20 protein-coding genes are annotated in these 23489 nt (G+C 59.4%); 10 read left to right on the top strand and 10 right to left on the bottom strand.

The annotated features are described in order from the left end of the window. On the bottom strand, positions 1-1585 hold a 1585-nt coding region (locus NKI32_RS29275), incomplete at its 3' end, for a cadherin domain-containing protein (protein WP_353004811.1). A 10-nt stretch (positions 1586-1595) separates the two neighbouring features. Then, entirely contained in the window at positions 1596-2069 is a 474-nt protein-coding gene (locus NKI32_RS29270; RefSeq protein WP_352626962.1) for a hypothetical protein, read from the bottom strand. A gap of 509 nt (positions 2070-2578) precedes the next feature. On the opposite strand from NKI32_RS29270, the gene NKI32_RS29265 reads away from it, so the two are divergent. From NKI32_RS29265 to NKI32_RS29240, 6 genes are all read left to right on the top strand, one after another. Continuing rightward, a complete protein-coding gene (locus NKI32_RS29265) occupies positions 2579-2812 on the top strand; it encodes a hypothetical protein (protein ID WP_352513633.1) in 234 nt (77 codons plus the stop codon). Between the two features lie 286 nt (positions 2813-3098). Beyond that, a complete protein-coding gene (locus NKI32_RS29260; RefSeq protein ID WP_352513634.1) occupies positions 3099-3836 on the top strand; it encodes a site-specific integrase in 738 nt (245 codons plus the stop codon). Beyond that, a complete protein-coding gene (locus NKI32_RS29255; protein ID WP_352513635.1) occupies positions 3781-4083 on the top strand; it encodes a hypothetical protein in 303 nt (100 codons plus the stop codon). Before NKI32_RS29260 ends, NKI32_RS29255 begins: the two co-directional genes overlap by 56 nt. 428 nt (positions 4084-4511) lie before the next feature. After that, positions 4512-4643 (top strand): hypothetical protein, encoded by a 132-nt coding sequence (locus NKI32_RS29250; protein ID WP_352513636.1) that lies wholly within the window; start codon positions 4512-4514, stop codon positions 4641-4643. Positions 4644-6084: 1441 nt separating this feature from the next. Beyond that, positions 6085-6276 (top strand): hypothetical protein, encoded by a 192-nt coding sequence (locus tag NKI32_RS29245; RefSeq protein ID WP_352513637.1) that lies wholly within the window; start codon positions 6085-6087, stop codon positions 6274-6276. 638 nt (positions 6277-6914) lie between these two features. Further along, positions 6915-7100: a hypothetical protein gene (locus NKI32_RS29240; protein WP_023681021.1), complete on the top strand. Its 186-nt coding sequence runs from the start codon at positions 6915-6917 to the stop codon at positions 7098-7100. 746 nt (positions 7101-7846) lie between these two features. Here NKI32_RS29240 and NKI32_RS29235 read toward each other — a convergent pair. Next, positions 7847-8218 (bottom strand): response regulator, encoded by a 372-nt coding sequence (locus NKI32_RS29235; protein ID WP_023817741.1) that lies wholly within the window; start codon positions 8216-8218, stop codon positions 7847-7849. Between the two features lie 497 nt (positions 8219-8715). On the opposite strand from NKI32_RS29235, the gene NKI32_RS29230 reads away from it, so the two are divergent. Next, positions 8716-9408 carry a N5-glutamine methyltransferase family protein gene (locus NKI32_RS29230; RefSeq protein ID WP_023689767.1) on the top strand — a complete coding sequence of 231 codons (693 nt, stop codon included), beginning with the start codon at positions 8716-8718 and terminating at the stop codon, positions 9406-9408. A 54-nt stretch (positions 9409-9462) separates the two neighbouring features. On the opposite strand, the gene NKI32_RS29225 is transcribed toward NKI32_RS29230, so the two are convergent. Genes NKI32_RS29225 through NKI32_RS29205 form a run of 5 tightly spaced genes read right to left on the bottom strand, consistent with a single transcriptional unit; the run spans position 9463 to position 17089 of the window. Beyond that, a complete protein-coding gene (locus NKI32_RS29225; RefSeq protein WP_023670883.1) occupies positions 9463-9729 on the bottom strand; it encodes an acyl carrier protein in 267 nt (88 codons plus the stop codon). A 52-nt stretch (positions 9730-9781) separates the two neighbouring features. Continuing rightward, positions 9782-11338, bottom strand: coding sequence for a class I adenylate-forming enzyme family protein (locus NKI32_RS29220; protein WP_352626966.1), 1557 nt, complete (start codon positions 11336-11338; stop codon positions 9782-9784). Beyond that, positions 11328-13355 carry an asparagine synthase (glutamine-hydrolyzing) gene (gene asnB / locus NKI32_RS29215; RefSeq protein WP_353004807.1) on the bottom strand — a complete coding sequence of 676 codons (2028 nt, stop codon included), beginning with the start codon at positions 13353-13355 and terminating at the stop codon, positions 11328-11330. Before asnB ends, NKI32_RS29220 begins: the two co-directional genes overlap by 11 nt. A gap of 6 nt (positions 13356-13361) precedes the next feature. Continuing rightward, on the bottom strand, positions 13362-14342 hold the full coding sequence (nadE, locus tag NKI32_RS29210) for an NAD(+) synthase (RefSeq protein ID WP_280790677.1): 981 nt from the start codon (positions 14340-14342) through the stop codon (positions 13362-13364). Next, on the bottom strand, positions 14339-17089 hold the full coding sequence (locus NKI32_RS29205; RefSeq protein WP_023815051.1) for a non-ribosomal peptide synthetase: 2751 nt from the start codon (positions 17087-17089) through the stop codon (positions 14339-14341). Before NKI32_RS29205 ends, nadE begins: the two co-directional genes overlap by 4 nt. A 341-nt stretch (positions 17090-17430) precedes the next feature. Here NKI32_RS29205 and NKI32_RS29200 point away from each other — a divergent pair, with 341 nt between their 5' ends. After that, positions 17431-18156, top strand: coding sequence for an AAA family ATPase (locus NKI32_RS29200; protein WP_023670888.1), 726 nt, complete (start codon positions 17431-17433; stop codon positions 18154-18156). A gap of 79 nt (positions 18157-18235) precedes the next feature. On the opposite strand, the gene NKI32_RS29195 is transcribed toward NKI32_RS29200, so the two are convergent. Both NKI32_RS29195 and NKI32_RS29190 read right to left on the bottom strand, forming a co-directional pair. Next, positions 18236-18448: a DUF768 domain-containing protein gene (locus tag NKI32_RS29195; protein WP_023670889.1), complete on the bottom strand. Its 213-nt coding sequence runs from the start codon at positions 18446-18448 to the stop codon at positions 18236-18238. A gap of 87 nt (positions 18449-18535) precedes the next feature. Further along, positions 18536-20014 (bottom strand): M10 family metallopeptidase C-terminal domain-containing protein, encoded by a 1479-nt coding sequence (locus tag NKI32_RS29190; protein ID WP_023681029.1) that lies wholly within the window; start codon positions 20012-20014, stop codon positions 18536-18538. A 992-nt stretch (positions 20015-21006) separates the two neighbouring features. Here NKI32_RS29190 and NKI32_RS29185 point away from each other — a divergent pair. Together NKI32_RS29185 and NKI32_RS29180 are read left to right on the top strand one after the other, a co-directional pair. Next, a complete protein-coding gene (locus tag NKI32_RS29185) occupies positions 21007-22233 on the top strand; it encodes a glycosyltransferase family 4 protein (protein WP_023681030.1) in 1227 nt (408 codons plus the stop codon). Further along, a complete protein-coding gene (locus NKI32_RS29180; RefSeq protein ID WP_023681031.1) occupies positions 22230-23489 on the top strand; it encodes an O-antigen ligase family protein in 1260 nt (419 codons plus the stop codon). The genes NKI32_RS29185 and NKI32_RS29180 overlap by 4 nt, the downstream gene beginning before the upstream one ends.

Raw genomic sequence — 23489 nt, 5'->3', positions numbered from 1 at the left:
CGCTGCCGCCGGTCGCGCCGTCGGTATCGGTCGGCGTGCTCGGATCAACGTCGGTGACGGCGATGGTGAAGGTCTGCGCGGTGGTGGTCAGCGTCCCATCACTGGCAACCGCCTTGACCGTGTAACTGCCGCCACTGCTCTCGTAGTCGATCGTGCTGGCGCCCGCAGCGCTCACGCTCACCACGCCGGTGGTCGAGTTGATTTGGAACCGCCCACCTGCATCGTCGCTCAGCGAGTACGTCACGGTGCCGCCATGGACGTCGCTTGACGAGGCCGTCACCCCGACCAGCGTGCCTGCGGTCGCTCCCTCGGCAACGGAGTTGGCAGCGGCGTTGCCGTCCGTCGGGACGGACGGAGCTACATCACCCACCGCAATGGTGAAGGTCTGCGAGGCGCTGGTCAGCGTCCCATCACTGGCAACCGCCTTGATCGTGTAACTGCCGCCACTGCTCTCGTAGTCGATCGTGCCGGCGCCCGCAGCGCTCACGCTCACGACGCCGGTGGTCGAGTTGATTTGGAATCGCCCGCCGGCATCGTCGCTCAGTGAGTACGTCACCGTGCCGCCATGGACGTCGCTTGACGAGGCCGTCACCCCGACCAGCGTGCCTGCGGTCGCTCCCTCGGCTACCGTATTGGCCGCGGCATTGGTATCGGTCGGCGTCGAGGGAGCCACGTCGGTCACCGCAATGGTGAAGCTCTGGGTAGTTATCCCCCCGTGGCCATCGCTCGCCTGTACTGTAATCGTATGGCTGGTCGCCGTCTCGTAGTTGAGCAGCGAGGCGTTGGCGACCGTCACCACGCCAGTGATGGCGTTGATCCCAAACCGGCCGCCGGCATTGTCGCTCAGGCTGTAGGTGATCGTGTCACCGTCAGCATCGGTTGCAATCGCCGTGATCCCGACCGGGCTGCCATTGACGGCGCCTTCCGAAACACTGCCGCCGACGGCACCGTCGCTGTCAGTCGGCGTCGAGGGCGCGTGATTTGTTGTTCCTTGCTCGTTGAGAACTACAATCTGCTCAATACCGGTGATTTTAAGATCGAGCGTCTTGAAGGTATAGACAGAGCTATCAGCCTGGCCAGTTTGCGCGCTGATGTGTGCGGGAAGCCATACGTTTTTGACGTAAGCGATCTCTGCCGCAATGGCCGCGTCGCTGAACTGAGCTGCGCTCAGCCAGATCTGCATAGTGTCGACGTCGGGTGTGGATCCAGTCTTACCGAGCTGCACCGCGCCGTTTCCGCCATCGTAGGAATCATAACCCGAAAAAGTGGTCCCGCCCAGCAACGTTTGAGTTGGCACGATCCCGTTGATGGTCTGGTCTGTTCCGGAATACAGCATCCCGCCTGTCACCGTCTGGGTGGAACTCGCGAATGTGCTTCCAAGGCGGTACTGGTTTTCATAGGCCTTATAGATCAGAGTGTCCGTCCCTGACCCGCCGAGAACAGTATCGAACCCGCTACCGCCATTGAGGACGTCATCACCCGATCCGCCGTTCAGGCGATCGTCTCCAGCGCCCCCGGACAGTATGTCCACACCACTACCGCCGACCAGATTGTCGTTGCCGCTTGTACCAGTTGTCGTTGCCATACCCCGTCCCCTATCTCGCTAGTTGTTCTTGTCGATCAAGACGTGTCGACATCGACCTGCCGCTTGCAGCGGCGTCGCTCAAAAATTGTGAACCTATGAGGGCAAGTTCGCCTTCGCCAACAAACGGCTTGATCCTGGGCGAGAGCGCCGGACCAAATGAGTTCGCATCCAGACCAATGGCATGTGTACCAATGCCAAACGCCCACGCTCGCGAGTCCGGCAAACACAGCTTGATGCCTGCTGAATCTGCGCAGGCAACAGCGGGCTTCTTCGGATCGGTCGAGGCGGAAAACTCATCATTCGGAGAGCAAAGTGCGATTTCGGCCAGATCGCTACTCGACCCATCGAGAGATATAATGGTCAGAACGGTGGAAATGGGGACGGGCGCATTTTCGGCTAAGCGGTAGGTATAATCTCCGCCCTGTGGCGTATCGGGAAGCAACGTCGAAATTCCGTCGGCGTGTACGATTTGAGAAGCAGCCATTATAACCCTCTTACTCATACACAGATGCCCCCACATCCGTTTACCGACCGCACTGAAAAGACAAAGCACTCGCTATCAAAGCTCATAGACTTCGTCAGCCCACCCAACCGCCGCTATGTTACGCCTTGCGAACGGCTGACTCAGCAGTACCGTTTACGGATGGCGGCTCGATGTTGATGATGATGATGATGTTGCGACGAGATTGGTCGTCGCGCTGCGTCTCCCCTTGCGTCGGCAAACTCGTCGGCTGCCGATCATGTTTTTAAGGAAATGCTTATATTAGGAGATTATTAACTCTTCCGAGGGGGAGTCGTCAACATTCGACTAGCGTGACAGTTAACAGTCAAAATAAAACGTGCACGGAACCGGCTGCGGACCGCCTTCCAGAAACGCATGCCCCAGTGAGGGGAAGGTGTAGCAGCAACCGCCGATCTCATGGACAATTGCGTTTCACTGTGTCGGTTGCTGTAACCATCTGAGAGGGTCCCAAGAGTCCGAATTTCCGCACCTTGGCCTTGTCTTTCGACCAGGAAGGGCAGGGATGGTCTGATTTCGATGCATCGTCTCCGGTAGGAGAGGTAATTAGGCGCGATCAATATCCGGTTTCGATCATTCTCAGGCCGGCTCGAATTGTCCTGGAAGTCTTAATTGACATCGAGAAGGTGATGGGGCTGCCCGTCAAGGATCTGCTCCAAGCAGTTAATCCAAAACCTCACCAATCTTTTGGAAAACGCGGCGGCTGAAAAGGCGGGAGCAATCCAAAATGGCCGGCACACTGATCTCCTTCAAAATTGCCGATATTGCGCGCGGATCAAGAGCGCACGCTAAGGCAACATGGAGCCTGGCAGGGTAGAGGCGACGGGCAAGATCGTGGTCATCGCCGCTACACATACGAGCGAACCGGAAAACCCCGTCGACCAGTGTATAAAAAATCATGCGCGTTCGTCTTAAGGGGCTGAACAGCCGCACGAAACAACTCGCCGACGGCAGCCTCGTCACCTACTAGTGGGCTTGGAAGGGCGGGCCACCTTGCCTGGCAAGCCTGGAGATCCCGAATTCATCGCAGCCTACAAAGCTGCCGCCGCGACCAAGGCCAAGCCGCGCCAGGGCGCGCTGCCGTCCGTGCTGAATGAATTTCAGGCCAGCTCGGATTTGGATGACCTGGCGCCGCGCACGCAAGCCGACTATGTCAAGCTGATCAAGGTTATCGGAAACAAATTCGGTGACTTCCCGCTGTCGGGCATGAGCGACCGCCGCACGCACGGCATCTTCATGGAGTGGCGCGACGAGCGCGCCAAGGCATCGCGCCGACAGGCAGACTATGGCTGGCAGGTGCTGGCGAGGATCCTGTCCTGGGGACACGGTCGCGGCCTTGTGTCAGCCAATCCTTGCGAGAAGGGCGGGCGCCTCTATCGCGGCACCAGGGTGGCTAACGTCTGGACTGCCGCCGACGAGGCCGCATTCTATGCCAGCGCTCCCGCGCACCTGCATCTGCCGCTCACACTGGCCTTGTGGACCGGCCAGCGCCAGGGCGACCTGCTGCGGCTCACTTGGCAGCAGTATGACGGCAAGGTGATCCGCCTGCAGCAATCCAAGACCGGAACTCGTGTGGTCATTCCCGTCGGAGGGCCGCTCAAGGCTGCGCTCGGGGCGCTGCGCGACAAGGTCGGGCAGATACTTTTGAACAGCGACGGCGTGCCATGGACCTCAGATGGCTTTCGATCATCTGGCGCAAGGCCTGCGCCTCGGCCGGGGTGGTCGGAGTGACCTTCAATACATTCGCGGGACTGCTGTAACGCGCCTGGCGCTCGTCGAGGCCTGGGTGCCGGAAATCGCAACGATCACCGGCCACAGCCTTCGGGATGTGGCCGCAATTTTCGATTCTAACTGCCTCAACCGAGAGCCGGCGCTCGGCGAAAGCGCCATCCGCAAGCTCGAACGGGAACAAAAATTACCGACCGGGCGTCCGACTGACACGAAATGTTCTAATGACGAAACGGGAAAATGGCTTTAAAATCAACTGGCTGGGGAACCTGGATTCGAATCATAGCTGCAGGTCACGTCGCACCTTTACCAGATAGGCGTCGGCATCCTTCTGCCAGCCAGCGAACTTCATCGGAGGGCAGGGTGCGCTTGCGGACCTGAGCCATTCCTATTCCTCGCGGTACTTTGGATGACGTTGCGTGGTGTGGGAGCGAGCTTGCCAGACCGGATAGCGTTCCGCCTCTTTCGCCAACTCTCTATTTCCGCGACGCTCCGATGGCCTCGAAAACCTCTTGGCCGATGGGGACGTCTCCGGAGACGTATTCATTCGCAAGCTTGATTGCGTCGCCCAACTTTGGCGCAAGTTCAACCAAAAGATTGAACACTATCCAGACCGGAACATTAGCGCCGACTAACGGTTAATGTCGGCAGTGTCCCGAATCATGATTGGCTGGAGCGATGGCGGTACTGGCGTTCGATCTTGTCTATTTTTCCGGCCTGACCGTAGGCGACCTGCTGGGCAGCGTCATTTCGTTGCTGGCGTGTTTGGTGCTCTACAATGCTTTGGCTACGGACCGCCCGAACCGATAGGTCGGGTCTAACCCGCGATCGCCATTCCAAAGCCAAGGCCCAGGCCAATTGCGACGCCAAGGAACAGCTTGCCGGCCATGTCGATGCGAAGGCGCATACAGGGCGCCATGCGTCTGTGCGGGCGCTCTGAGGCCGTTGCCGATGTCATCGAAGATCGTTTCCATCGGTCGAGTCTCCGAATCTGTGAATCCCCTGTTTGATCCGTCAAAGTCTAACGATCAGGGAAGCGCCATGGAAAGCACGTGCAGTAACGGTTGGTTCAACCATTGCTGGTATAAGTGTGGGGTGGGTGGCGGCTCCGACAGCTCGGGGGTGGAACTGAGTGCCGAAGCCGCCTGCGCAGCCAAGGTTGGGGTTTGACCGCGCCGTCCTATTCTGGGACAGCGCGGTCAACGATTCGTTAAAATGATCCGGACCTAATTAAGTCGATGCCAATTGCGCCCTTCGGCCTTTTTGCGTCAGCCGGGAACATCCTCGCTCCGAGGCTGTTCGGTCACACCCGGCTCGTTCTCAGCGGTCCTGCCGGTGACCAAGATGGCCCCTCACTCATCATGGTCGGCCCGCGCTCGGAAGCAGGCGCGGGCCATCCCTGCACAAGCCCGGCGTCTCCAGATGTCAGCGCTCTGGCGCGAGCCGGACTGCATAACGATTGCGGATGTGGCTGTTAAAATAGACGCCCTTGGCAAGGCAGCTTTGAACGCAGCAACTGCCTCAGCAGGTACGTCCAAAAACTCGTAATGCTTCCCGCACCACTGCGGCCGTTCTAGAGCATGCCTCAGAACGTTCTCAAACGAGGTTAGCTGGAGTGGACTTCATAGCGTCACGGGAAACATACGGAACGATACGGGAAGATTTCTGATTTTGGCCCAAGAAAAAACTAAGAAAATCAACGATTTTTAGACACCCTCCGGGCCCACCAGTCGCCTTCATGCACAAGGCTTTGCGTCGAGGGTAGACAACCTGGTTAGACAGTGGGTTAGACAAACCGCTTCAGAAGCTTCGCCATGCCATCCACGGCGAGCCGCTCCTGCTCCGTCCTTGCTGTAAAGCTCTACGTGGTCCAGGACGTCGTGGCCGAGAATGCCTGCCGATTGTTTCGGGGTCGCGCCCTCCTTGGCCAGGTACTTCCCCAGCGTCTTCCGAAGTCCATGCAGCTTGCAGCCGGGCCCCATGCCCGCCATCTTGGTTCAGTGCGCCATCATGCCGGTCAGCGACTTTCTCAGAGAAGGAATTGCCGTAGGCGTTCAAAATCACCGTGTCGGCCGAACCCCAATGCTTCGGTGAGCACATAGGTGATCGTTAGCGCACTTCAAATGCGATCCGCTGCTCACTAATTACTTGATCCCGTAAATTACATGATCACGTATCGACTTTTGCATTGAAATCCCGAATTCGGTGGCCTTATAAAACTGATGCTGCCATTGCTCGTAGGTCGGCTGTGATGGATAACGCGGCTCCATTCCGCAAGGCCGTCCCTTGCGTCGAAGTGACAGAAACCTGCGGCGAATGGTTCGTCCGCGTGGTTGAGAAAGATCAGGAAATTGCCCGGTCATTCAATCAGGAATCGTTCGCGTTATCCTTTGCAGAAGGCCAGCGGATACGCCTAGGGCTAGCGAAGGTCGTGCGCCTGTAGGGCGCTGTGGGGCGGCATTGTAGGCATCCAAGCATGAGCGGAACCTAATTTGCAGCCGCAAATTAATGTCCAATGAATGAACTCCCAAACCGGAAAAAACTCGTGCCTGACCCTCAACCTCGGCGGGGCTCCAACAAAGGTGTGTTGCTAGCGGCTGCAGCGCTGCTGTTTGCCTTTCTCGCTCTTATTCTGTTTGGGTTTTTTCAGTAACTGCGCGCGGCGCCGTCGTCCTAGAGAGGGCAGAGCACCTGCCGACGTGATCTTCGATCCGCTCGCGTCCCAGCGGCGGGCCGATCATACAAGCCGGCTCGGTTCGTCGCTCCTGACGGGTTGATCGGTCCCACAGAGCAGGTTGATCATCGGCAATTTCTTGGCAGCGCCGGTATTCAACTCACGCCCAACGCGATTGAAAACTGAAGCTGGCCGTCCATCGTGACTGACGCAGCACGAGCCGAACAGGCGAGGCAAGCGCAAGCCTTGAGGCCCAACCTCGGACAGACGAATCACGCTCGTGCAGTCTGGAGACAGCGCAACGAGTTATTCATTCGGGCGCCTTCGCATCACCAGCGGAACGAAAGAGTTAATTGACGATTTACTAGGGAAGGATTGCAGGACGGAAAACATTGAGGATTGCTGCCATGACAATGTTGTTCGAACCACTCGACTCTGAAGGTTACAAGCGCAGTGTGGTCTACCATGCCGCACGCTTGTCCATGCTCCACAACCGAATGCTGAAGCGTTTCGACAAGGTCGATAAAGCGGCTGAAAAGGTTGAAGCCGAGGTGGAGCTGTTTGATGAAGCTGTTCGCACTCTCTACGAATGAGCGGCATGTTGACCGCCGACGTTCCTCCTAGCGCGTATACGGGCGCGGGTTTCACCGTTGCCCACCAGGCGATGTCGCGCCGCGGATTTGGGCTTGATAAGCACGATCTAATGTATACGATTCACCCAGCCGGCCTGGCTCCCCCGCCATCGGGCCGGTCAGGCCCGACGGTTCAACGCACCACCCGAACGACTGTCGGGCCGCTAGGACTCTCACCGTGCAGCCGGGTTCATGCTTTGCCTTTTTTTCTCGAAAAGCGCGAGCTTGGTCATATAACCAATTCTGATTTTTGCATGGCATTGGGTGCAGTTGAAGTTGGATATCACCTTCAACCACGATCCCTTTTTTATGATGACATGAGAACAGTTTGGACATTCCAGTTCCAGGTACTCGTCCCCCATATCGTTTGAAATCGGCACTACGACACTCCCCAACAGTTGCCCGTGAAACTTGCGCTTCGAGATCGGCCGGGACCTCCGTGCTCAAACCCGAACGTGGGTCCTTGGCAGATGTTCCGCAATCCGACCTCTGGCGACCGGGATCGGACCTAAGTCCAAATCGCCGCCAACAGGCCGAGAAGTGGAACCCCGGCGGATGCTTTTTGAACGCTGAATTTCCGTCCTCGACGGTCGTAGTCCGCCGTCCTCCTGGCCAAAGCTCCAATGTTGCCTTGTGTGAAACTGACCTCGCCCGGCCTATCAGGTCGCCAGGGCGCAACTCCGGTAATAATACGGTCGGAGCGAATGTCAGCGCGAAGCTGTGCGCAGGGACGCCAACTCGCTGACAGCAGCAAGGATGACAGCATCGGTTGCCGGCTTCGGCAGGAATCTGCAGTCGCGGAAAGCCGCGGGAACGTCGGCGGGGCCAAATCCCGACAAGAAAGCAAAGGGGATGCCTCGCGCCTGCAATATCCTCGCCACGGGCAGACCCGTTTCACCGTTCAGCTGGATGTCTAGCAACGCCACGTCAATCTTGTCCGATTCGATAAGACGCAGAGCGGCGGATACCGACGGCACAGGTCCGACCACCTGATAACCGGCGCGACGCAGCCGCGCGGCAGTGTCCTGCGCGACTAGCCATTGATCCTCAACAATCAGAACACTCACGCTTTCGCTCACGGCCCCTCTCTGCGATTGACCGGAAATGAGATGTCGATCCGAGACCTTCGGACAGTTGTTTCGACATGTCCGCAAACCTATAGGTAACCTCTCCATGCAGCAAGGTGAGGCTGATGCTGGAGCGCAGGCGCTTCCACCGACCACTTGCTGAATTACCGGAGCCGAAGATTAGCGCGTCAATGGAGCTGCGGTCCGCCCCCGCTCCATCGAGAGTTGGATAGGCGCTTACCCCTCTCCACGATCCGCAAAAATCTAAAAGCCTCCGTACCACGCCATTGGCTCTTCAAGCATGAGTAGCACCTCTCTCTCTCTCTCTCTCTCCATCTTGGGCGACCTGAGATTGCGGTCGGTCAATGAGCGTCAGAAGTGCGATGCACCGAGTTTGTGCCTGCAGTTTTTCGAAGGAAAGGCTTGAGAATTCATGATTTCGGAGCAGGTTTGGCTGGCGCATGAGCGCCGCAGATCTATACTGGGGAGATCAAGCGATGGGGTCGGCCATGAGCAAAGAGTTCAGTGTAGCGGATGCCTATGGCGCCGGCCGCGCCATGTTCATGGGACTTGAACTGCTGGTTTCGCCCGGTGCGCTCGTCCCCAGACCTGAGACCGAGTTGCTCGGCAAGACCGCGCTTGGTGTGTTGCATCAGATGAACCTGCCGGCTCCGCGCATAGTTGATATGTGCTGCGGCACTGGGAATCTGGCGTGCGCGATCGCCTACCATGTGCCCAGCGCCCTTGTCTGGGCAAGCGATCTCACCGATGAATGCGTCGAAACGGCACGCCGCAACACCTCACATCACGGCATGGCTGAGCGTCTTTCGGTGCTTCAGGGCGACTTGTTCGACTCTCTCATCGGCCTTGGGCTAGACGGAACTATCGACGTAATCGTCTGCAATCCGCCTTACATTTCTGAAAAGCGGCTCGAGGGCGACCGCGCCCATCTGATCGAGCTTGAACCGCGCGAGGCGTTCGCAGCCGGCCCTTACGGCCTGAGCATTCATATGCGCGTACTGAAAGACGCACCGCGATACCTGCGGCGTGGCGGCATCCTGCTCTTCGAGGTCGGGCTTGGCCAAGACCGACAGGTAGCGGGTCTGCTGGAACGCAGCAAGGCATTCGAGAACATCCGTTCGGTCTCGAACGAAGCGGGCGAGGGCCGGGTGGTTCTGGGGCAAGTCAAGACGCAGGCATGAATCCTGCGACAGTCAGACCAAATACGGGGCTGCTCTGGGCGTTACGCTCACCCATCAGTTCATTTTGCGGATGATGTATTGCTCGATCCCCTGGATGGAATCGAGGTTTTCAGGCAGAAGTTCGCTGTCCTCGACGGTAATGCCAAAGGTCTCCTCGATGAACCCGATAATCTCAAGCACACCCGTCGAGTCGACAATGCCTTGATCGAGCAAGGATGCGTCATCCAGCAATGCCTTGACGTCGCTGACGTAGAAATTTGAAACCAAGAAACTACGAATCTGCTCGCTGTAGATTCCGGTGCGTTCCTTGATGGTCAACATGAATTCGTCCTCCCTAACGACACCATTAACGCGACTTGGTTCTGGCCCCGCATCATGACAGCGCCGTTTTCTTGAGTTTTCCCGTGTCCGTCATCGGCAGGTTCGCCACAACGACGATGGATTTCGGGACCATGAAGTTTTCCAGACGCTTCTGGCACTCCTTCTGCAGTTCCCTTTCGCCAATGGCTCTTCCATGCTCCATCACCACAAAGGCTTTCACCGCTTGCCCGAGGAGCTCGTCGGGAACACCGATGACGGCCGCTTCCCGGACTCCTGGAATGTCCATGAGTACGTTTTCCACTTCCCTTGGCGCCACCTTCTCGCCTCGCGACTTTATGATCTCATCCCCACGGCCAACGAAGTAGAGGTAACCCTCCGTATCCATCCGGCAGTAGTCGCCGGTGTATAGGACTTGCTCGCCTGGCAGCGGGCCGGGTTTGAGTTTCCTGGCCGTTGCCTCGGGCTTGCCCCAATACCCCTTCATCACCGTTGCGCCGCGAATGACGAGTTGGCCGACAACGCCGGGGCCTATCCGCCTGTCATGCTCGTCAACGATCCACATCTCCGTATTCGGGATTGCGATCCCTACGCTCAATGGCTTTCGCTCGAGGTCCTCTGGCGGCAAATAGGTGCAACGTTTGCATTCGGTGAGACCGTACATCGAATAAATGCGTGCACCCGAAAACAGCTCGCGAAGCATGAAAATATGCTTGAGGGGTAGGGCTGCCGCAGTGTTTGTGACGTAGCGGATGCTCGAGAAATCCTGGTCTTTGAGGGACCTGAGTTCGGAGAGTGCGGCAAAGATTGTGGGCACGCCAGGAAAGCCCGTAACCCCCTCCTGTCTGATCGACCCGAGGATCTGTGCCGGGAAAGCGAACGAGCGTTCGAGCACCAGCCGGGCGCCGGTACGAAAAGCCATGATCATCTGGTACAGTCCATAATCGAAGGCGAGGGGTAGGACATTGAGGATCACCTCGTCCTCGGCAATCGCCAGGTAGGAAGCGACAGACGCGCACGCGGCCATCATGTTTCTGTGCGTCAGCATCACGCCCTTGGGTTCGCCCGTCGACCCGGACGTGTAGATGATGGCTGCCAGATCAACATCGATGCACTGCCGTGCCGGCGGCGTATCCGCGCCATTGGCGAGGGCGGCGTCCCAGCGCACGGCAAACGGCAGCTGGGCGAGTTCGACGTCGTCGATCGGTCCCGATACGATCACCCGCAGAAGTGACGGGCAGCCGCGCGCCGGCTCGCGGAAGATCGCGTGCAGATGGCCGTCCGTGATGAGCGCCGTCGGCCGGCAGTCGTTGAGCAGATAATCGAGCTTGTCGCTCTTGGTGAGCGGGTTGACGATGCACACCACCGCATTCGCCTTTAGCACTGCCCAGAAGCTAACCACCGTCTCGACGGTGTTGTCGGCGAAGATCATCACGCGATCACCGCGAACGACGCCGGATGCGGCCAGGTCCCGGGCGATCGCGTTGGCTCGCGTTTCGAGTTCGAGGTAGGTGACACGCTGCCTGTTGCACACCAGCGCCACCTTACTTCCGTGTCGGACGGCTGAATGGGCGAGGTAGTCATGCAGCAATGGTACGGCATCATGCAACATGCAGGCGCTCTTCCCGATGTTCGCAGTCGACGTCGACGCTGAGTGTGCATTCGAGCGTTGCACTGGGACAACCCGCGACGAACTGCTGATGAAGAAGTTGGGTCGACAACACGCCGACCAGCGCCATGTTGTCGGCATTGGACAGGTCGCCATCGCCAGTTCTGGCCTGGCATTTGGCAAGCAGGTGCGTGACCGCCTTTGGATCGAAGACATTCGCCTCGCGCAGGGCCGCCTGCGAAACCGCCTCGCGTGCGTAATCCGGAGCGTCTGCGCCGACGAAGCAAAGCGCGTTGGGCGCACGGAAGGGCTGCTTCTTGCGGGCTATGATCTCGGAGGGCAGGATGGGTGCCGCCATGCGCTTCAGCACGTGCTTCTCGTCGAGGCCGCGGAGTTTGAAGGAGGGTGGCAGCGAATTCGCGAGCCTCACAAGTTCATCGTCCAGGAACGGGAAGCGCCCCTCGACGGAGTGAGCCATCAGCATCCTGTCGCCTTGCGAGGAGAGCAGATAGCCCGACATCAGTGTTTGCACCTCGAGATACTGGTCCTGCGCAAGGGGGCTCCAACGGGCAAACTGCGCGGGCAGACGGGCGAGCAACTCGGACACGGCGTCGCGGCCCTGCGTTCGAGCCCGCATATCGGCCGTAAACAAGCGCTTGATGGCACTGGTGGTTCGCCAGCGTGTTTCATGGGCAAAGCCCGGCGCGTCGTAAGCGTGAATATTTCGCCCGAAGAACTGACGCGCCATCGCCTGCTGTTGCACCGGCGAGCGGGTGAGATAGGGGTAAAGGCGTTCCAGGAGCCGAGAGCGTCGTGTCGAAGTCGGGTGGCGCCCCCAGAAGCGGCGGACCTTGCCTTCGCGGAACAGGTCGTAGCCGGCGAACATTTCGTCAGCGCCTTCGCCGGTCAGCACGACCTTGATGCCACGCTCGCGCACCAGGTGCGAGAGCAGGAAGAGTGGCGCCGGGGCAGTCCTCAGGATCGGGCGTTCGGTGTGTTGGATTACCTCCGGAAAGATTCCGGCTATATCTCTGCGCGAAACGACCACTTCATGGTGCTCACTGCCGATCGTCTCGGCAACCATTCGCTGGAAGCGGGTCTCGTCATATTCGGCGTCGGCAAAACGCAAGGAGAAGGTTTGGAAGCGATCGCCCGCGAAGCGCCTTGCGAGCGCGGCCACAAGCGAACTGTCCAGCCCTCCGGAGAGGTAGCACCCGACAGGCACGTCGGCGCGCACCATTCTGAGCGCCGTCGCGGACTCAAGAGCGCTAGACACGCGGTCCACCGCGTTGTTGGAGGACCCGGGGAACTCGCCCTGCCGCGATCCGAAATCGTCGGGATAGGAAGGCTGCCAAAAAATCCGCTCACGAACGGTGCCATCCTGATAGATGCGGACACGACCCGGCTCGAGTTCGTTGATTCCGTGGAAAACTCCTTGCGGCGGAACGACCGTCCAGAGCGTGAACGTCTGATCGATGCCGGCGGGATCAAAGGCGCGAGGGATGGTTCGATCGGCCGCGAAAATGGCTTTCACTTCGCTGGCGAAATAAAGCCGGTGCGCATGCTCGCTGAAATACAGCGGGCAAATGCCGAAGCGGTCGCGCGACAATATAAGACGATTGGCCACTGAATCCCAGATCGCAATTGCCCATTGGCCGTTCATCCGCTCGAAGGCCGTTTCTCCCCACTCACGATAGGCGTGTAGCGCGACCTCCGTGTCGCTGCGGGTTCGGAAGCGGTGGCCGAGCGCCGTGAGTTTTTCACGCAATTCGACGTAGTTGAATATCTCGCCGTTGAACACGATCCACGTCGTATCGCCTGTGTCCGCCATCGGTTGCTGGCCACTGGAAAGATCGACGATGGACAGGCGCACATGCGCCAGCCCCGCGCGTCTGTCCCGGTAGAGACCGCGCCCGTCGGGGCCGCGATGCGCCAGCGCGCCCATCATCTGCATCAGCGCCTGCCGCGAAGGAGAAGCCGCTGTGGCATTCAGCGCCACGATTCCAGCGATGCCGCACATGCTCGGTCAATCTCCGCCTTCCGCGGACAGCAAAGGCCGCGCGTGAAGATAGTGGGCCGCCCTTCGTTTCGCTTCGATGTCCTTGAACACTTTCTGAAGCTGGGGCTCGGTGAGGCCAGCAACCGCCGCGAGCTCATTGCTGGCGACCCCGTGGTTCAGGCCGTAGAGGCATAGATCCATCAGGTGATAGGGCAGCGCGAAATAGAATTCTTCCTGGCTTTGGGTCATGGAAAAGGTGTCGGTGGTCGGTGGCCGCTGCCGGATTTCATCATCCACCTCGAGATATTCCGCGAGTTGATAAACCTGGGTTTTGTAAAGGTGAACGATCGGCATCACGTCGGCGGCTCCGTCGCCCTGCTTGACGAAAAAGCCCTGGTCGTACTCGAGGCGATTTGGAGTGCCGACAACCGCGTATTTGAGGCGGTCGGCGTGATAGTATTCCGTCATCTTGCGCAGGCGCTGCTTGTAGTTTGTCGCAGCAACGATCTGCAGATAGGCAGCTGGCGGCAGACGCACGGTATCTACTTTACCCTGCGGATCCTGGACCGTGAGGCGGGTTATATTGAGCCCGCTGCTCTCCAGAACCGACGCGATCACCAGCTTGCATTTCCACCCTTCCCCATAGTCGGGAACGACGGTCTGGATCGCATCGATCTGCCGGCGGTAGGCCCCAATGGCCTCCAGTGCCGGTGCTATGTCCTCAAGGACGCTTTCAATGCCAAGCTGTGCCGCGACGCGGCGGCCAAGTCTCAGGGAGTCGCCGGAAGAATCCCGCTCCGGCATGAACAGTCCCAGGACCTTGTCTTTCCCGAACGCGCGCATGCACAAGGTCGCGACGACGGAGCTGTCGATACCGCCGGAAAGACCGACAACCACGCCGCGACGATGCAGGGTGCCGAGAACCTGAGTGCGCAAGGTGTCAACGATGCGATCGACCTCCGCGCGGGCATCGAGCGTCAGCATGTCCTTGCTGAATTCCGGAATTATGTCGATGACAAGTCCTCCCTTTTGCGAGATTCGGCGGGGGAATAGGTCTGCACGATGGCCGTCTCGATAAGCGGACGGTTGGTGGCAAGGTTTGGTTCGACGACAAGGTCGATGTGGCTGCCCGTGATCGAAATGACGTCCAGGTGTGCCAAGACGCTGTCCCAGCCCAAGGCCCGCGGCATTCCCTCCCTGCGACATCGGAACAAGGTACCGGAGAGGGGCAGAGCCGGTTTCGGTGCCTCAAGCCATTGGAAGAATGACTTCGCCCTTAAAACCTCCTGCAGTTCCAGTTTGGTCCTGAAGATCGTCGGGTTGAACTCTCCATTGGCAAATCTGTCCAGAATCCTGGCCAGACGCGCTTCGCCGCCCACGGCGACGGTGATCTTCGCAAGGGCTCTGCAAGCCATCCGATGCGCGGATATGCGGTTGGTGCGAATACGATAGAACGTACGGGTAAGTGTCTCCCAATGGTTGCTCGGCTCGTCCAGAAGGCTCGTGTCGAGGATGCCCAGGAACCGCACCGTTCGCCCGGCCTTCATGAGCCGTGCGGCAACCTCGAATGCAACCGCGCCACCCAGAGAATGGCCGAGAAGTCGCACGGGGCCCGCAGGTTGGATGCGGCTTATCTGCTCGAGTGCGGCGCCAGCCATGGCGCTGAGGGTGTTGTGTCCGTCCAGTATCGCCGCAAGGCTCGGATATCGGATCGGGTTTACACGGGCGACTTTCCCTATGGCGGCTGCGAACGCAGCCAGGCTCGGACCATAGCCAACGGACCCTGGAAACAGGAAAAGAACCGGGGGGTGGTGCTTCTTTTCGCGCCCTTCGCCCGACCGTGCAGAGACGACCGCCTCAACCATCTCGTCCAAGCTCATGCCGACGGTGAATGCTTCGAGGCCCAGCTCTTGCCCGATGGCGTTTTCGATCGCCATCACGCAGTGCAGCAGCTGCAGCGAATCTCCTCCAGCATCATCCCAGTTTCCCGTGGCAGTGCCTGTGTTGAGAACCTGCGTCCACGCGTGCTGCACTATTTGACGTGTGTCCTTTGCTCCTCCGGCGGGCGGAGCATCGAGAGTGGACGACCGGGCGACTCGCGCCCTCCTTCCGTGCGAACGATCTATCTCGGCCAGTGTTGCCAAATCGACCTTACCTCCCGACAGGCGTGGGATTGCGTCAACGGGGTGCAATCGCAAGGGACGCAATGGTGCCGGCAAGGTCATTCTGAGGAGCTGGCGAAGGTCGTCTGCAAAAGCGCCGCCTGCGAAGCGCTGGGGAACCGCGAAGGCGATGAGTTCCTGCGCGGCCGTTACCATCACCACGGCATCCGCCACCGAAGGCGCGCAACGCAAGACCCGTTCGAGTTCGGCGGGCTCGATGCGTCGACCATTGATCTTGATCTGGCGCCCTTTGCGGCCGACGATCCTCAAGATGCCATCATCGTCGAGCCGAACGAGGTCCCCGGTCGAAAAAAGCCGAGCCTCGGGATCGTCGGGGTCCGGCTGCGCGGGAACGACCACACCGTTCTCCCAATGACCAAGCAGGACATAGCGGCTTTTGATCAGAAGCTCTCCACTTTCGCCTGGCCCTACATTGCGCTCCGCTTCGTCGACGATAGCGAATGTCATACCAGGGAGCAGCCTGCCGACGGGAACCGACGCGTCTTGCTCGGGCCAGTCAGGCGGCAAGAACCATTGCGAACCGATGGTTTCAGTCGATGAGTAGCCGATCTGGATCAGACACTGGTCCGAAACGGCTTTGCGCAGCAAAGCGATGTCCATCCATGACACTTTCTCCCCACCGATCCGGGCCACTCTGAGCGGCCAGGAAGCGTCGGCGGGCGCCTCAGCCAGGAGGGCTCGAAGCAGTGCCGGCACAAGATAGGCGATCGTCACACCTTCGGACTGCAATCGAGCGCGCGTAGCGCGCAGGCCGACAGCCTCCACCTCGAGAAGATGCAACGTGGCGCCCGTCAGCAGCGCCGCAAAGATCTCCCGGCAACCGGCGATCGTGGCTGGCCCGGTCAGCGGCAGGAAAACGTCATCCGCGCTGATATGGCACGCATCGACATATTGCCGGACCCGCCATAGCAGGCTGCGTTGGCTGTTGACGATTCCCTTGGGGCGCCCGGTGCTGCCCGAAGTGTAAAGCACCAATGCGGGCGCATCGACCGAAACCATAGGGGGCTTATGCTGCTGTTCTGGGTGTTGATCGTTGGACGCCACGGCGGCCGCAATTTCGATCCAGACGATCTCTTGGGCCAATTCGACCGGGCGAACATTTTCGGCGCCTATAATCGCGCCGAGCCCCGCGGCACTGACTATATCGAAAATGCGAGAGGCGGGATCTCTTGTGTTGAGCGGGACCGAAGGCCGTCCCGCCGCCATGGTCGCCAACATCGCCACAGGATACCAAGCGGAGTTTGCTTGCAGGATGCCGATGGCCTGCCCTTCGGGGACGACGGCAGCGATATGAGTTGCCAGCGTCTCGACCGCCCGGAAAAGCTCAGAAAAAGTCAGGCGGTTCGCGCCGTCGCTGATTGCGAGCTTGTCAGGATACCGCCTGGCGACATCTCCAAGGTGGTCGAAGATTGGAGTGTCCGCAAATTTGGCACCCATCTGTCGGTAACGGCGCCAGACTGGCCCCCCTTGGTCAAGATCATATTCGGGAACGACTGACCACTTTCGGGTGGGTCGCAGATCCACCTGTAGGTTTTGATTTGCCACTTCCGAATGCAAACACACTGAGGACATTCAGGGCCCCGCCAAGCTGACGGTCGAACATCGCTCGCCGCGGAGATCTTTTCATCAATCATTCGGATGATGCCTCGATCTTGCCTAGCCAGCGCTTCCCGAGCGTCCTTCAGAAGTTTTGCCATCTGTGTCCAGCACCGGTCGTTTTTCCTTGCAAGCTCCGTCGAGCGCAAGACGGCTTGCCCAGGCGAACGGAGCGATCGGCATCTCCGCTAGAATCCGGGCTCGGTGCCCAGATTCACTGACTGGAACAATCATTCAAATGAACGTTGGTGTGATCTGAAATCCGGCTAAGCTTGATCCGTAGGGGAATGACTGCTCGTTCGGAGACGCTTGAGCATATGATCATCGAGTTGTTTGGGCCGCCTGGCGCGGGTAAAACCACGCTGCTTCGCGGCCTCTGCCAAGGGCTGGCGAGACACGGCATCAATGTGAAGACAGTAAATGGGTATCGCCTGATTGAACCTGGATCGGCTCAGGATGACGCTCCGGAAATCCGCCATGGCATAGGAAGAATTGGCAAAAAGATTGCCACATCCGGTCCTATCTTGCTGTCGACCTTGCCAAAGGACAGTGTCGCGGCCCGGCTTCTGGCATCGATCCCTCTTCGAAGCCGCGTGTGGTCATGGCGAATGAAGGTCGACATCGCCCAACTGTGCCAGTCCTGGCGCCAAGCGCGGGAGTCGCCCGGTTGCTTCATCTTCGAAGAGGGCATGATTCAGGCTTTGTGTGCGCTGGGTGTGCTGGCTAGAACTCCAAGCCTCGACGCGGTCCGCGAGTGCCTGGCGTTCCTGCCGCGGCCGGATCTCGTTGTGCAACTCGACGCGCCCCAGGAAACGTTACGCCGCCGTCTTGTGGATAGGCATGCGCAGCAACCGCTCCTCGAGGTTATGCTGTTCGAACTTGGCGTGGACAAAGGATTAAGGCAGGCCGAAATCTCAAGAGAGGTCGGCGAGTGCCTGCGCCAGGACCGATGGCCGTTGATACAAGTCAATGGTGCTGAACCTCACGACGTGGACGGGGTCGTCGCGCGCGTTCTGGGAGAGCATGTTGGTCATGCTGCCTAGGCTGGCCCATGACCTATGATCCATGACACATTTATGCATTTGGCGCCAAGCCGGGCAGCATCTGCCGCCAAGCGCGCAATCATGTCGAATCGTGCTGATCGAGCACTTCGAGCATGGTCGTCAACATGCTTCCGACTTCCTCAGAGATTTCCTCGGGGCGGATTCCCGCTCTGATGGCATCCGCCGTTGCTTGGTCCGCAAGTTTCGCCGCAAGAGCCGGATCGGCCTTGGTGTAGAGTGGGATCTTATCCTCTACCCATTTCTGCAGGAATTCGATGCCGCGCGCGCTCATACCAAGTACAAGCTCGGCGGGGCTTCTTGGTTCCGTCAGCCATATTCAAGAACGTCAGACCATCTTGCTCAGGCTGACGTCCCACGGTCACGTCACGATGAACGAGGACGCCGTCAGAGCCAGATGTGGCGATAGAGTGGCAAATTGGATCTGATGTGCGCCGCCCGAGCCGTCGCTGTCAAAGGAAAGCGCGCCGGTCGTGCTGTTATAGACGATGTGATCGCCGCTGTCGTGCGCGGCCCTGCCGGCGTAAAACGCCGAAGAGGGAAGGGCGCCTGTATGCAGGCCGGCAAACACGGTGTGGTCGAGTTGGATCTTGTCGTGGCCCACTTTGAAATCGGTGACCTTGTCGATATTGCCGACCTTGAGAGCCGAATCGAAGACAAAGACGTCGTTGCCGCCATGTCCGGTCAGAACGTCTCTCCCGCCACCGCCGTTGATAGTGTTGCTCCCGGAATTGCCATCGATGGTTTGGGCGAATTCGTTTCCCGTGAGCTTGATGGCGGCAGTTCCCAATTTGCTGGTGGTCGCAAGATGCTCGACCTGCGAGCCGGCCGACAGCGCGTAGCTCACCGATGCCAGCACGCTGTCGTTGCCGCTGTGCCGCAGTTCCACCACCTTGTCGCCGGCGTTGTTGACATAGTAGGTGTCGTTGTAGCCGCGGCCCATCATCGTGTCCGCGCCAGCGGTGCCGCGAAGCACATCCGCGCTACCCGTGCCGTAGAAAATGTGATCGCCGGTGCTGGTCGGAGGGACACTTGTGGGCGGAGGCGCTGTGCTGGTAGGCGGCGGCGTCGGTTCGCTGGCCGAAGGACCGCTTGCGGTGCTCTGGTTGTGTTGAAGGAACAGAGCCTGCAGCGTCGGCGAGCTCTCAAGCGCCGTGTCGCCCTGTTGAGAACCCCAAGCATAGGCATAGTCGAAGGCCGGCGAAGGCGCTACCTTGGCCCAGTGGTCCAACATGGTCTTTTCCTGAGCAACGCTGGGCAGGACATAGCGACCGCCCGTGTCGGTCGTCCAGTCGCCGCCGCCGAAGGTCTGATACACGGGAACGACCTGACTGAGCGGGATGCCCGAGGCGACGGCCGCCGCCACAGTCCTGTCGATCATGTTGTAATCAATCGTGCTTGTTCCGGTCCGTACCGGGTAGGGATCCAAGCCGTAATAGTCGATATGCGTGTTGGCAGGATTGAAGGTGTTTGAAAAGTCGGGGTTAGCGGAAGACCCCATGTTCATCATTGTTATGAAGGTCTTGGCGCCGGGCAGGTGGCTGTGGATCCAGTCTGACTCCGCCTTCAGATCAGCGGCGGTGGCATAAGTTCCCCATTTGCCGGTCGGGTCCGGCTCATCGACGAGGAAGAAGCCAAACACTTTCGGATTGCCGATGAAGGGCGTGACCTTCTGGATAAAGGAGGAGGTTGCACCATCTGCTTCATTGAGCCACACCAGGCCTTTCTGGCCGGCCGGCAAGGCGTTGAGCTGGTCCAAGGAAGATACATCAACAAGATTGAATCCGGCTTTCGCGACCTCGGAGGCCGACCCGCCCGAGGCGTAATGGAGTGTTGTCATTGACATACCCTTCGTCCGATTCGGTAGGCGCCCCACACCTGCCTAGGGAAAGGATCCATTAGCGACAAATCAAATACCGGCGTCCCTTGATAGAATCTTTGATCATCGTCCGGAAAACACAACAGCCTCGATGCTACGCTTGCGTCAGAGGTTTGTAGATGATCCAAGTATGTCGGGCGCTCAAGCCTGCAACGAAAGCGTTGCAGCGAAGTCTGCCGGAGCGCCTGCGCATTTGCAGTGGCGGCAATCGGCCAATGCGCGCTTCGGTTGCGCGAGCCACCGCCCAAATGCGCGCTTCCGCAGGATTTATTCGAGCTCAGACCGCAAAAGAATCGCGTCCTGGCGAAGCCCTCCCATTGCAGCCGCTCAATGCTCCTCGTGAGCAAAGCCTCGGCGCCAAATGTCCGCAAGGTCATGCGAGGCGCTCGCCGCTGGCAATTGCGGAGAGGCACTGAACTGGATCCCGCCGGGTTCAACCGAAAGGCGGGCGTGCGGGTCCGAATGACGGGGAGCATGGCAACGCGGTCGCCCATCCGCAGGAAGAGGCGGCTGGTGGTCCGACCGTATCCAAAGACCGGGTGAAAGCCTGTTCCAGACGAAGCGGTCGGGAGAACTGCCGGTGCGAGTCATCACACCATCTGGGTGCGATGTTGATCCGGCGTGAGAAGGCGGGCAGAGAACGCGAGCGCGCGGACCCCGTCGAACACAGCCCTCTTTTTCTAAATATCCGGCCCGCCGTGTCGTACGCGAACGTGTCGTCGTTGCACCGTCAGACCGGATGATCCAACGCACTGACCGAGGCGACAGCGATTGTGGCTGCATTGCCGCATCGTTGATCAGCTTGCTTCATGCAAACAGACGAGGACAGCACGAAAGCCTGCTCCTAGCGTGGGACTGGCTGTTGTGTGTTCAGGGGCGATGAAACCGGCCATGGAAACCGCGGATAGGGTCAGCTGTTTTACGAGATTGGGATCGCATCCAGGAGCGACAGGATGAGTCCGCATCTGGTTTGCGTTGGCGGCGAGGATCATAGACTAAGAATCCCGTTTCTTTTGGCGCTTCGCGAAAGGGGTTTTCAAGTCACTGCCGTTTCGAGTGATCTCGGAGCCGCCTTTTCACCCCATGGCATTGCCCATCGCCGATTCGGGTTCGACCGCTTTGGCAGCGGCGGTGCAGAATGGGGTGCTGTCGGCGCGATCCGTGAACTGATGTCCGAACTGCGTCCGGACATCATTCAAAGTTTCGACACCAAGCCCAATCTCCTAACTCCACTGGCGGTGCGCGGGCACGTTCCCGTCGTTCGCACCATCAACGGGCTTGGTTGGACATTCTCGTCGCGGGAGCCGCGGGCCCTGGCATTGCGTCCTTTCTTTTGCGGCCTTCAGGGGGTGGCGTCTCGTTGGACAGCCATGACCGTCTTCCAGAATAGTGATGATCAGGCCTTCTTCGAGCGCTATCGGCTGGTGGCTCGCGGCAAAGGGCGACTGATCCGGAGTTCTGGCATCGACCCCGATGCATTCTCGATGGCAAGGTATCGTGGTCCTTCGGCTGCCACGATGCGCGAGGAACTTGGCCTACAATCGGCCCAGGTCATAATATTTGTCGGTCGGCTCACGCGGCAGAAGGGGATTCCAACCCTCATCGAGGCGGTTCCTCGCGTTATCCGCGAGAGGCCCAACGCGCGTTTCGTACTTGTCGGCCCGCAAGACTCCGAAGGTCCGTTTGCCGTCAGCAGAGCCGATATCGAGCGCCATGTTCCCCACGTTGTCGCATTGGGGCCAAGGCGCGACATTCCAGCCCTCCTTGGCATGGCGGATATCTTTGCGTTTCCGACGCAATATCGCGAGGGAATTCCGCGTGTCCTGCTGGAGGCGGGATTGTCCGGATTGCCGATCGTCGCCTCGAATATGCCGGGCTGCAACGATGTGGTTGAGGATGGCTGGAACGGCTATCTCGTGGCGCCGCGCGATGCGGATGGCTTGGCCTCCCGGATAGTCGATCTTCTTTCCGACCCCGCCCGTGGCAAGACGATGGGCAGCCGTTCCGTCGGATTCGTGCGGGAGCGGTTCTCGCTGTCGTGGGTGATCGACCAGTATTGCGACCTGTATAAGACAATACTGGGTGGCAGATATCGCAGCAGGCTTGTTCAAGCTGCGCAGGCGAATCCGAGGGAAGAGGCGGTGCCAAGCCCCCATCGACTGGGTGAGGCGCGGCAATGATGCGTGATGCGCTTCTGGCCTTCGGCGTCGCGATGTCCTACGCGGCGCAACTCAGCATCCCAGGGCTGCCCTTCGGCTACAGCGAACTGTGCCTCACGCTCTGGATAATGCTGTCGATGACGCGAATCCTTGCTGGCGGCCAACTGGAGGTTACGCCGGCCCTGGCCAAGCTTGGGCTTTTCTGGCTGATCCTGGCGCTTGCCATGGGCGTGGGTTACATCATCGGTTTTCTGACAACCACGTTGTTCCTGGATCCGTTGTTGCACGACACGCTGGCCTATGTGCTGTTGGCGTGCGTCACCTGTCTGGCCGCTGCGGAGCCCAACGCGTCTTTCCGTTTGCGTCGTATCGCCTGGTGGATGGTTGCTATCGCGAATGCGGGCTTCATCATTCAGGTAGGGCTTGGCTTCGGCTGGCTCCATCAGGCTGGGGTCGAGCCCTGGTACTGGGACCGCTTCTGCGGATGGTCCGACAATCCGAACCAGCTTGCGCTCTACTGCGCCCTGCTCGGTCCACTGGCCTTGCATCTTGCCACAACCACCAGCAATAAATGGGGAAGATGCCTTGCCCTATGCAGCCTCATATTCACCGTTTACGTCGGAAGGCTGACAAAAAGCGATACCTACCTTTATACCACGGTCCTGGCTTGTCTGATCCTTCTCGGGCTGCGGGTCCGGGCCTGGCTGACGAGCGACGGCAATAAGGCGAGCCTTTCAAGGCAGCTTGCCGTCCTGATGGCCGTTGGCTTCCTGCCGCTGGCCCTGTCTATAGCGCCCTATGCCCTCAGCGAGGCCTCCAGCGCCGAAGACTTCGCCAAGAGCCTGACCAAAGACAAGGGCGGGGAAGCGACTGCCCAAACCGCGGCGCTTCGCCTCTACCTCTGGAATGCAGCCTTGGAGAAGGGGGCACGATCGGGATCGCTTGGACTGGGTCCGGGCCCGCACCTAGATAGTCCCCCCGTGGTCAATCAACAGTTTTTGCCGCGGCCCTTCGAGGCGCACAGCACCATCCTGGATCTCTACACTCAGGGCGGCCTGATTTCGGTTCTAGCCCTGATGTGGATCTTCGGCTCGGCTGCGTTGTCCGCCTGGCGGGCGAAGCTGGACGCTCTGGTGGCGCTCGTGGCATCGATCGCCGTTTTCAGTGCTCCGCATTTGGTCATCCGCCATCCGATCGTGTGGTTCTGTCTGACCCTCTGCCTTGCCGCTGGGACGCCGGAAGCGATCCCCGCGATTGTTCGCCAGAGGAGATGCTAG

Source organism: Mesorhizobium sp. M0761, from assembly GCF_040320205.1.
Taxonomy (GTDB): domain Bacteria; phylum Pseudomonadota; class Alphaproteobacteria; order Rhizobiales; family Rhizobiaceae; genus Mesorhizobium.
The sequence above is the reverse complement of the archived record's forward strand: the minus strand, read 5'-3'. Positions and strand labels throughout refer to the sequence as shown.

Bases quoted from the DNA above. Each gene is read 5' to 3' on its own strand.
- NKI32_RS29230 (WP_023689767.1), top strand. From the start codon at position 8,716: ATGAGCAAAGAGTTCAGTGTAGCGGATGCCTATGGCGCCGGCCGCGCC.
- NKI32_RS29180 (WP_023681031.1), top strand. From the start codon at position 22,230: ATGATGCGTGATGCGCTTCTGGCCTTCGGCGTCGCGATGTCCTACGCG.
- asnB (WP_353004807.1), bottom strand. From the start codon at position 13,355: ATGTGCGGCATCGCTGGAATCGTGGCGCTGAATGCCACAGCGGCTTCT.
- NKI32_RS29245 (WP_352513637.1), top strand. From the start codon at position 6,085: ATGGATAACGCGGCTCCATTCCGCAAGGCCGTCCCTTGCGTCGAAGTG.
- NKI32_RS29225 (WP_023670883.1), bottom strand. From the start codon at position 9,729: ATGTTGACCATCAAGGAACGCACCGGAATCTACAGCGAGCAGATTCGT.
- NKI32_RS29220 (WP_352626966.1), bottom strand. From the start codon at position 11,338: ATGTTGCATGATGCCGTACCATTGCTGCATGACTACCTCGCCCATTCA.
- NKI32_RS29270 (WP_352626962.1), bottom strand. From the start codon at position 2,069: ATGGCTGCTTCTCAAATCGTACACGCCGACGGAATTTCGACGTTGCTT.
- NKI32_RS29205 (WP_023815051.1), bottom strand. From the start codon at position 17,089: ATGTCCTCAGTGTGTTTGCATTCGGAAGTGGCAAATCAAAACCTACAG.
- NKI32_RS29185 (WP_023681030.1), top strand. From the start codon at position 21,007: ATGAGTCCGCATCTGGTTTGCGTTGGCGGCGAGGATCATAGACTAAGA.
- NKI32_RS29190 (WP_023681029.1), bottom strand. From the start codon at position 20,014: ATGACAACACTCCATTACGCCTCGGGCGGGTCGGCCTCCGAGGTCGCG.
- NKI32_RS29195 (WP_023670889.1), bottom strand. From the start codon at position 18,448: ATGAGCGCGCGCGGCATCGAATTCCTGCAGAAATGGGTAGAGGATAAG.
- NKI32_RS29200 (WP_023670888.1), top strand. From the start codon at position 17,431: ATGATCATCGAGTTGTTTGGGCCGCCTGGCGCGGGTAAAACCACGCTG.
- NKI32_RS29240 (WP_023681021.1), top strand. From the start codon at position 6,915: ATGACAATGTTGTTCGAACCACTCGACTCTGAAGGTTACAAGCGCAGT.
- NKI32_RS29255 (WP_352513635.1), top strand. From the start codon at position 3,781: ATGGCTTTCGATCATCTGGCGCAAGGCCTGCGCCTCGGCCGGGGTGGT.
- NKI32_RS29250 (WP_352513636.1), top strand. From the start codon at position 4,512: ATGGCGGTACTGGCGTTCGATCTTGTCTATTTTTCCGGCCTGACCGTA.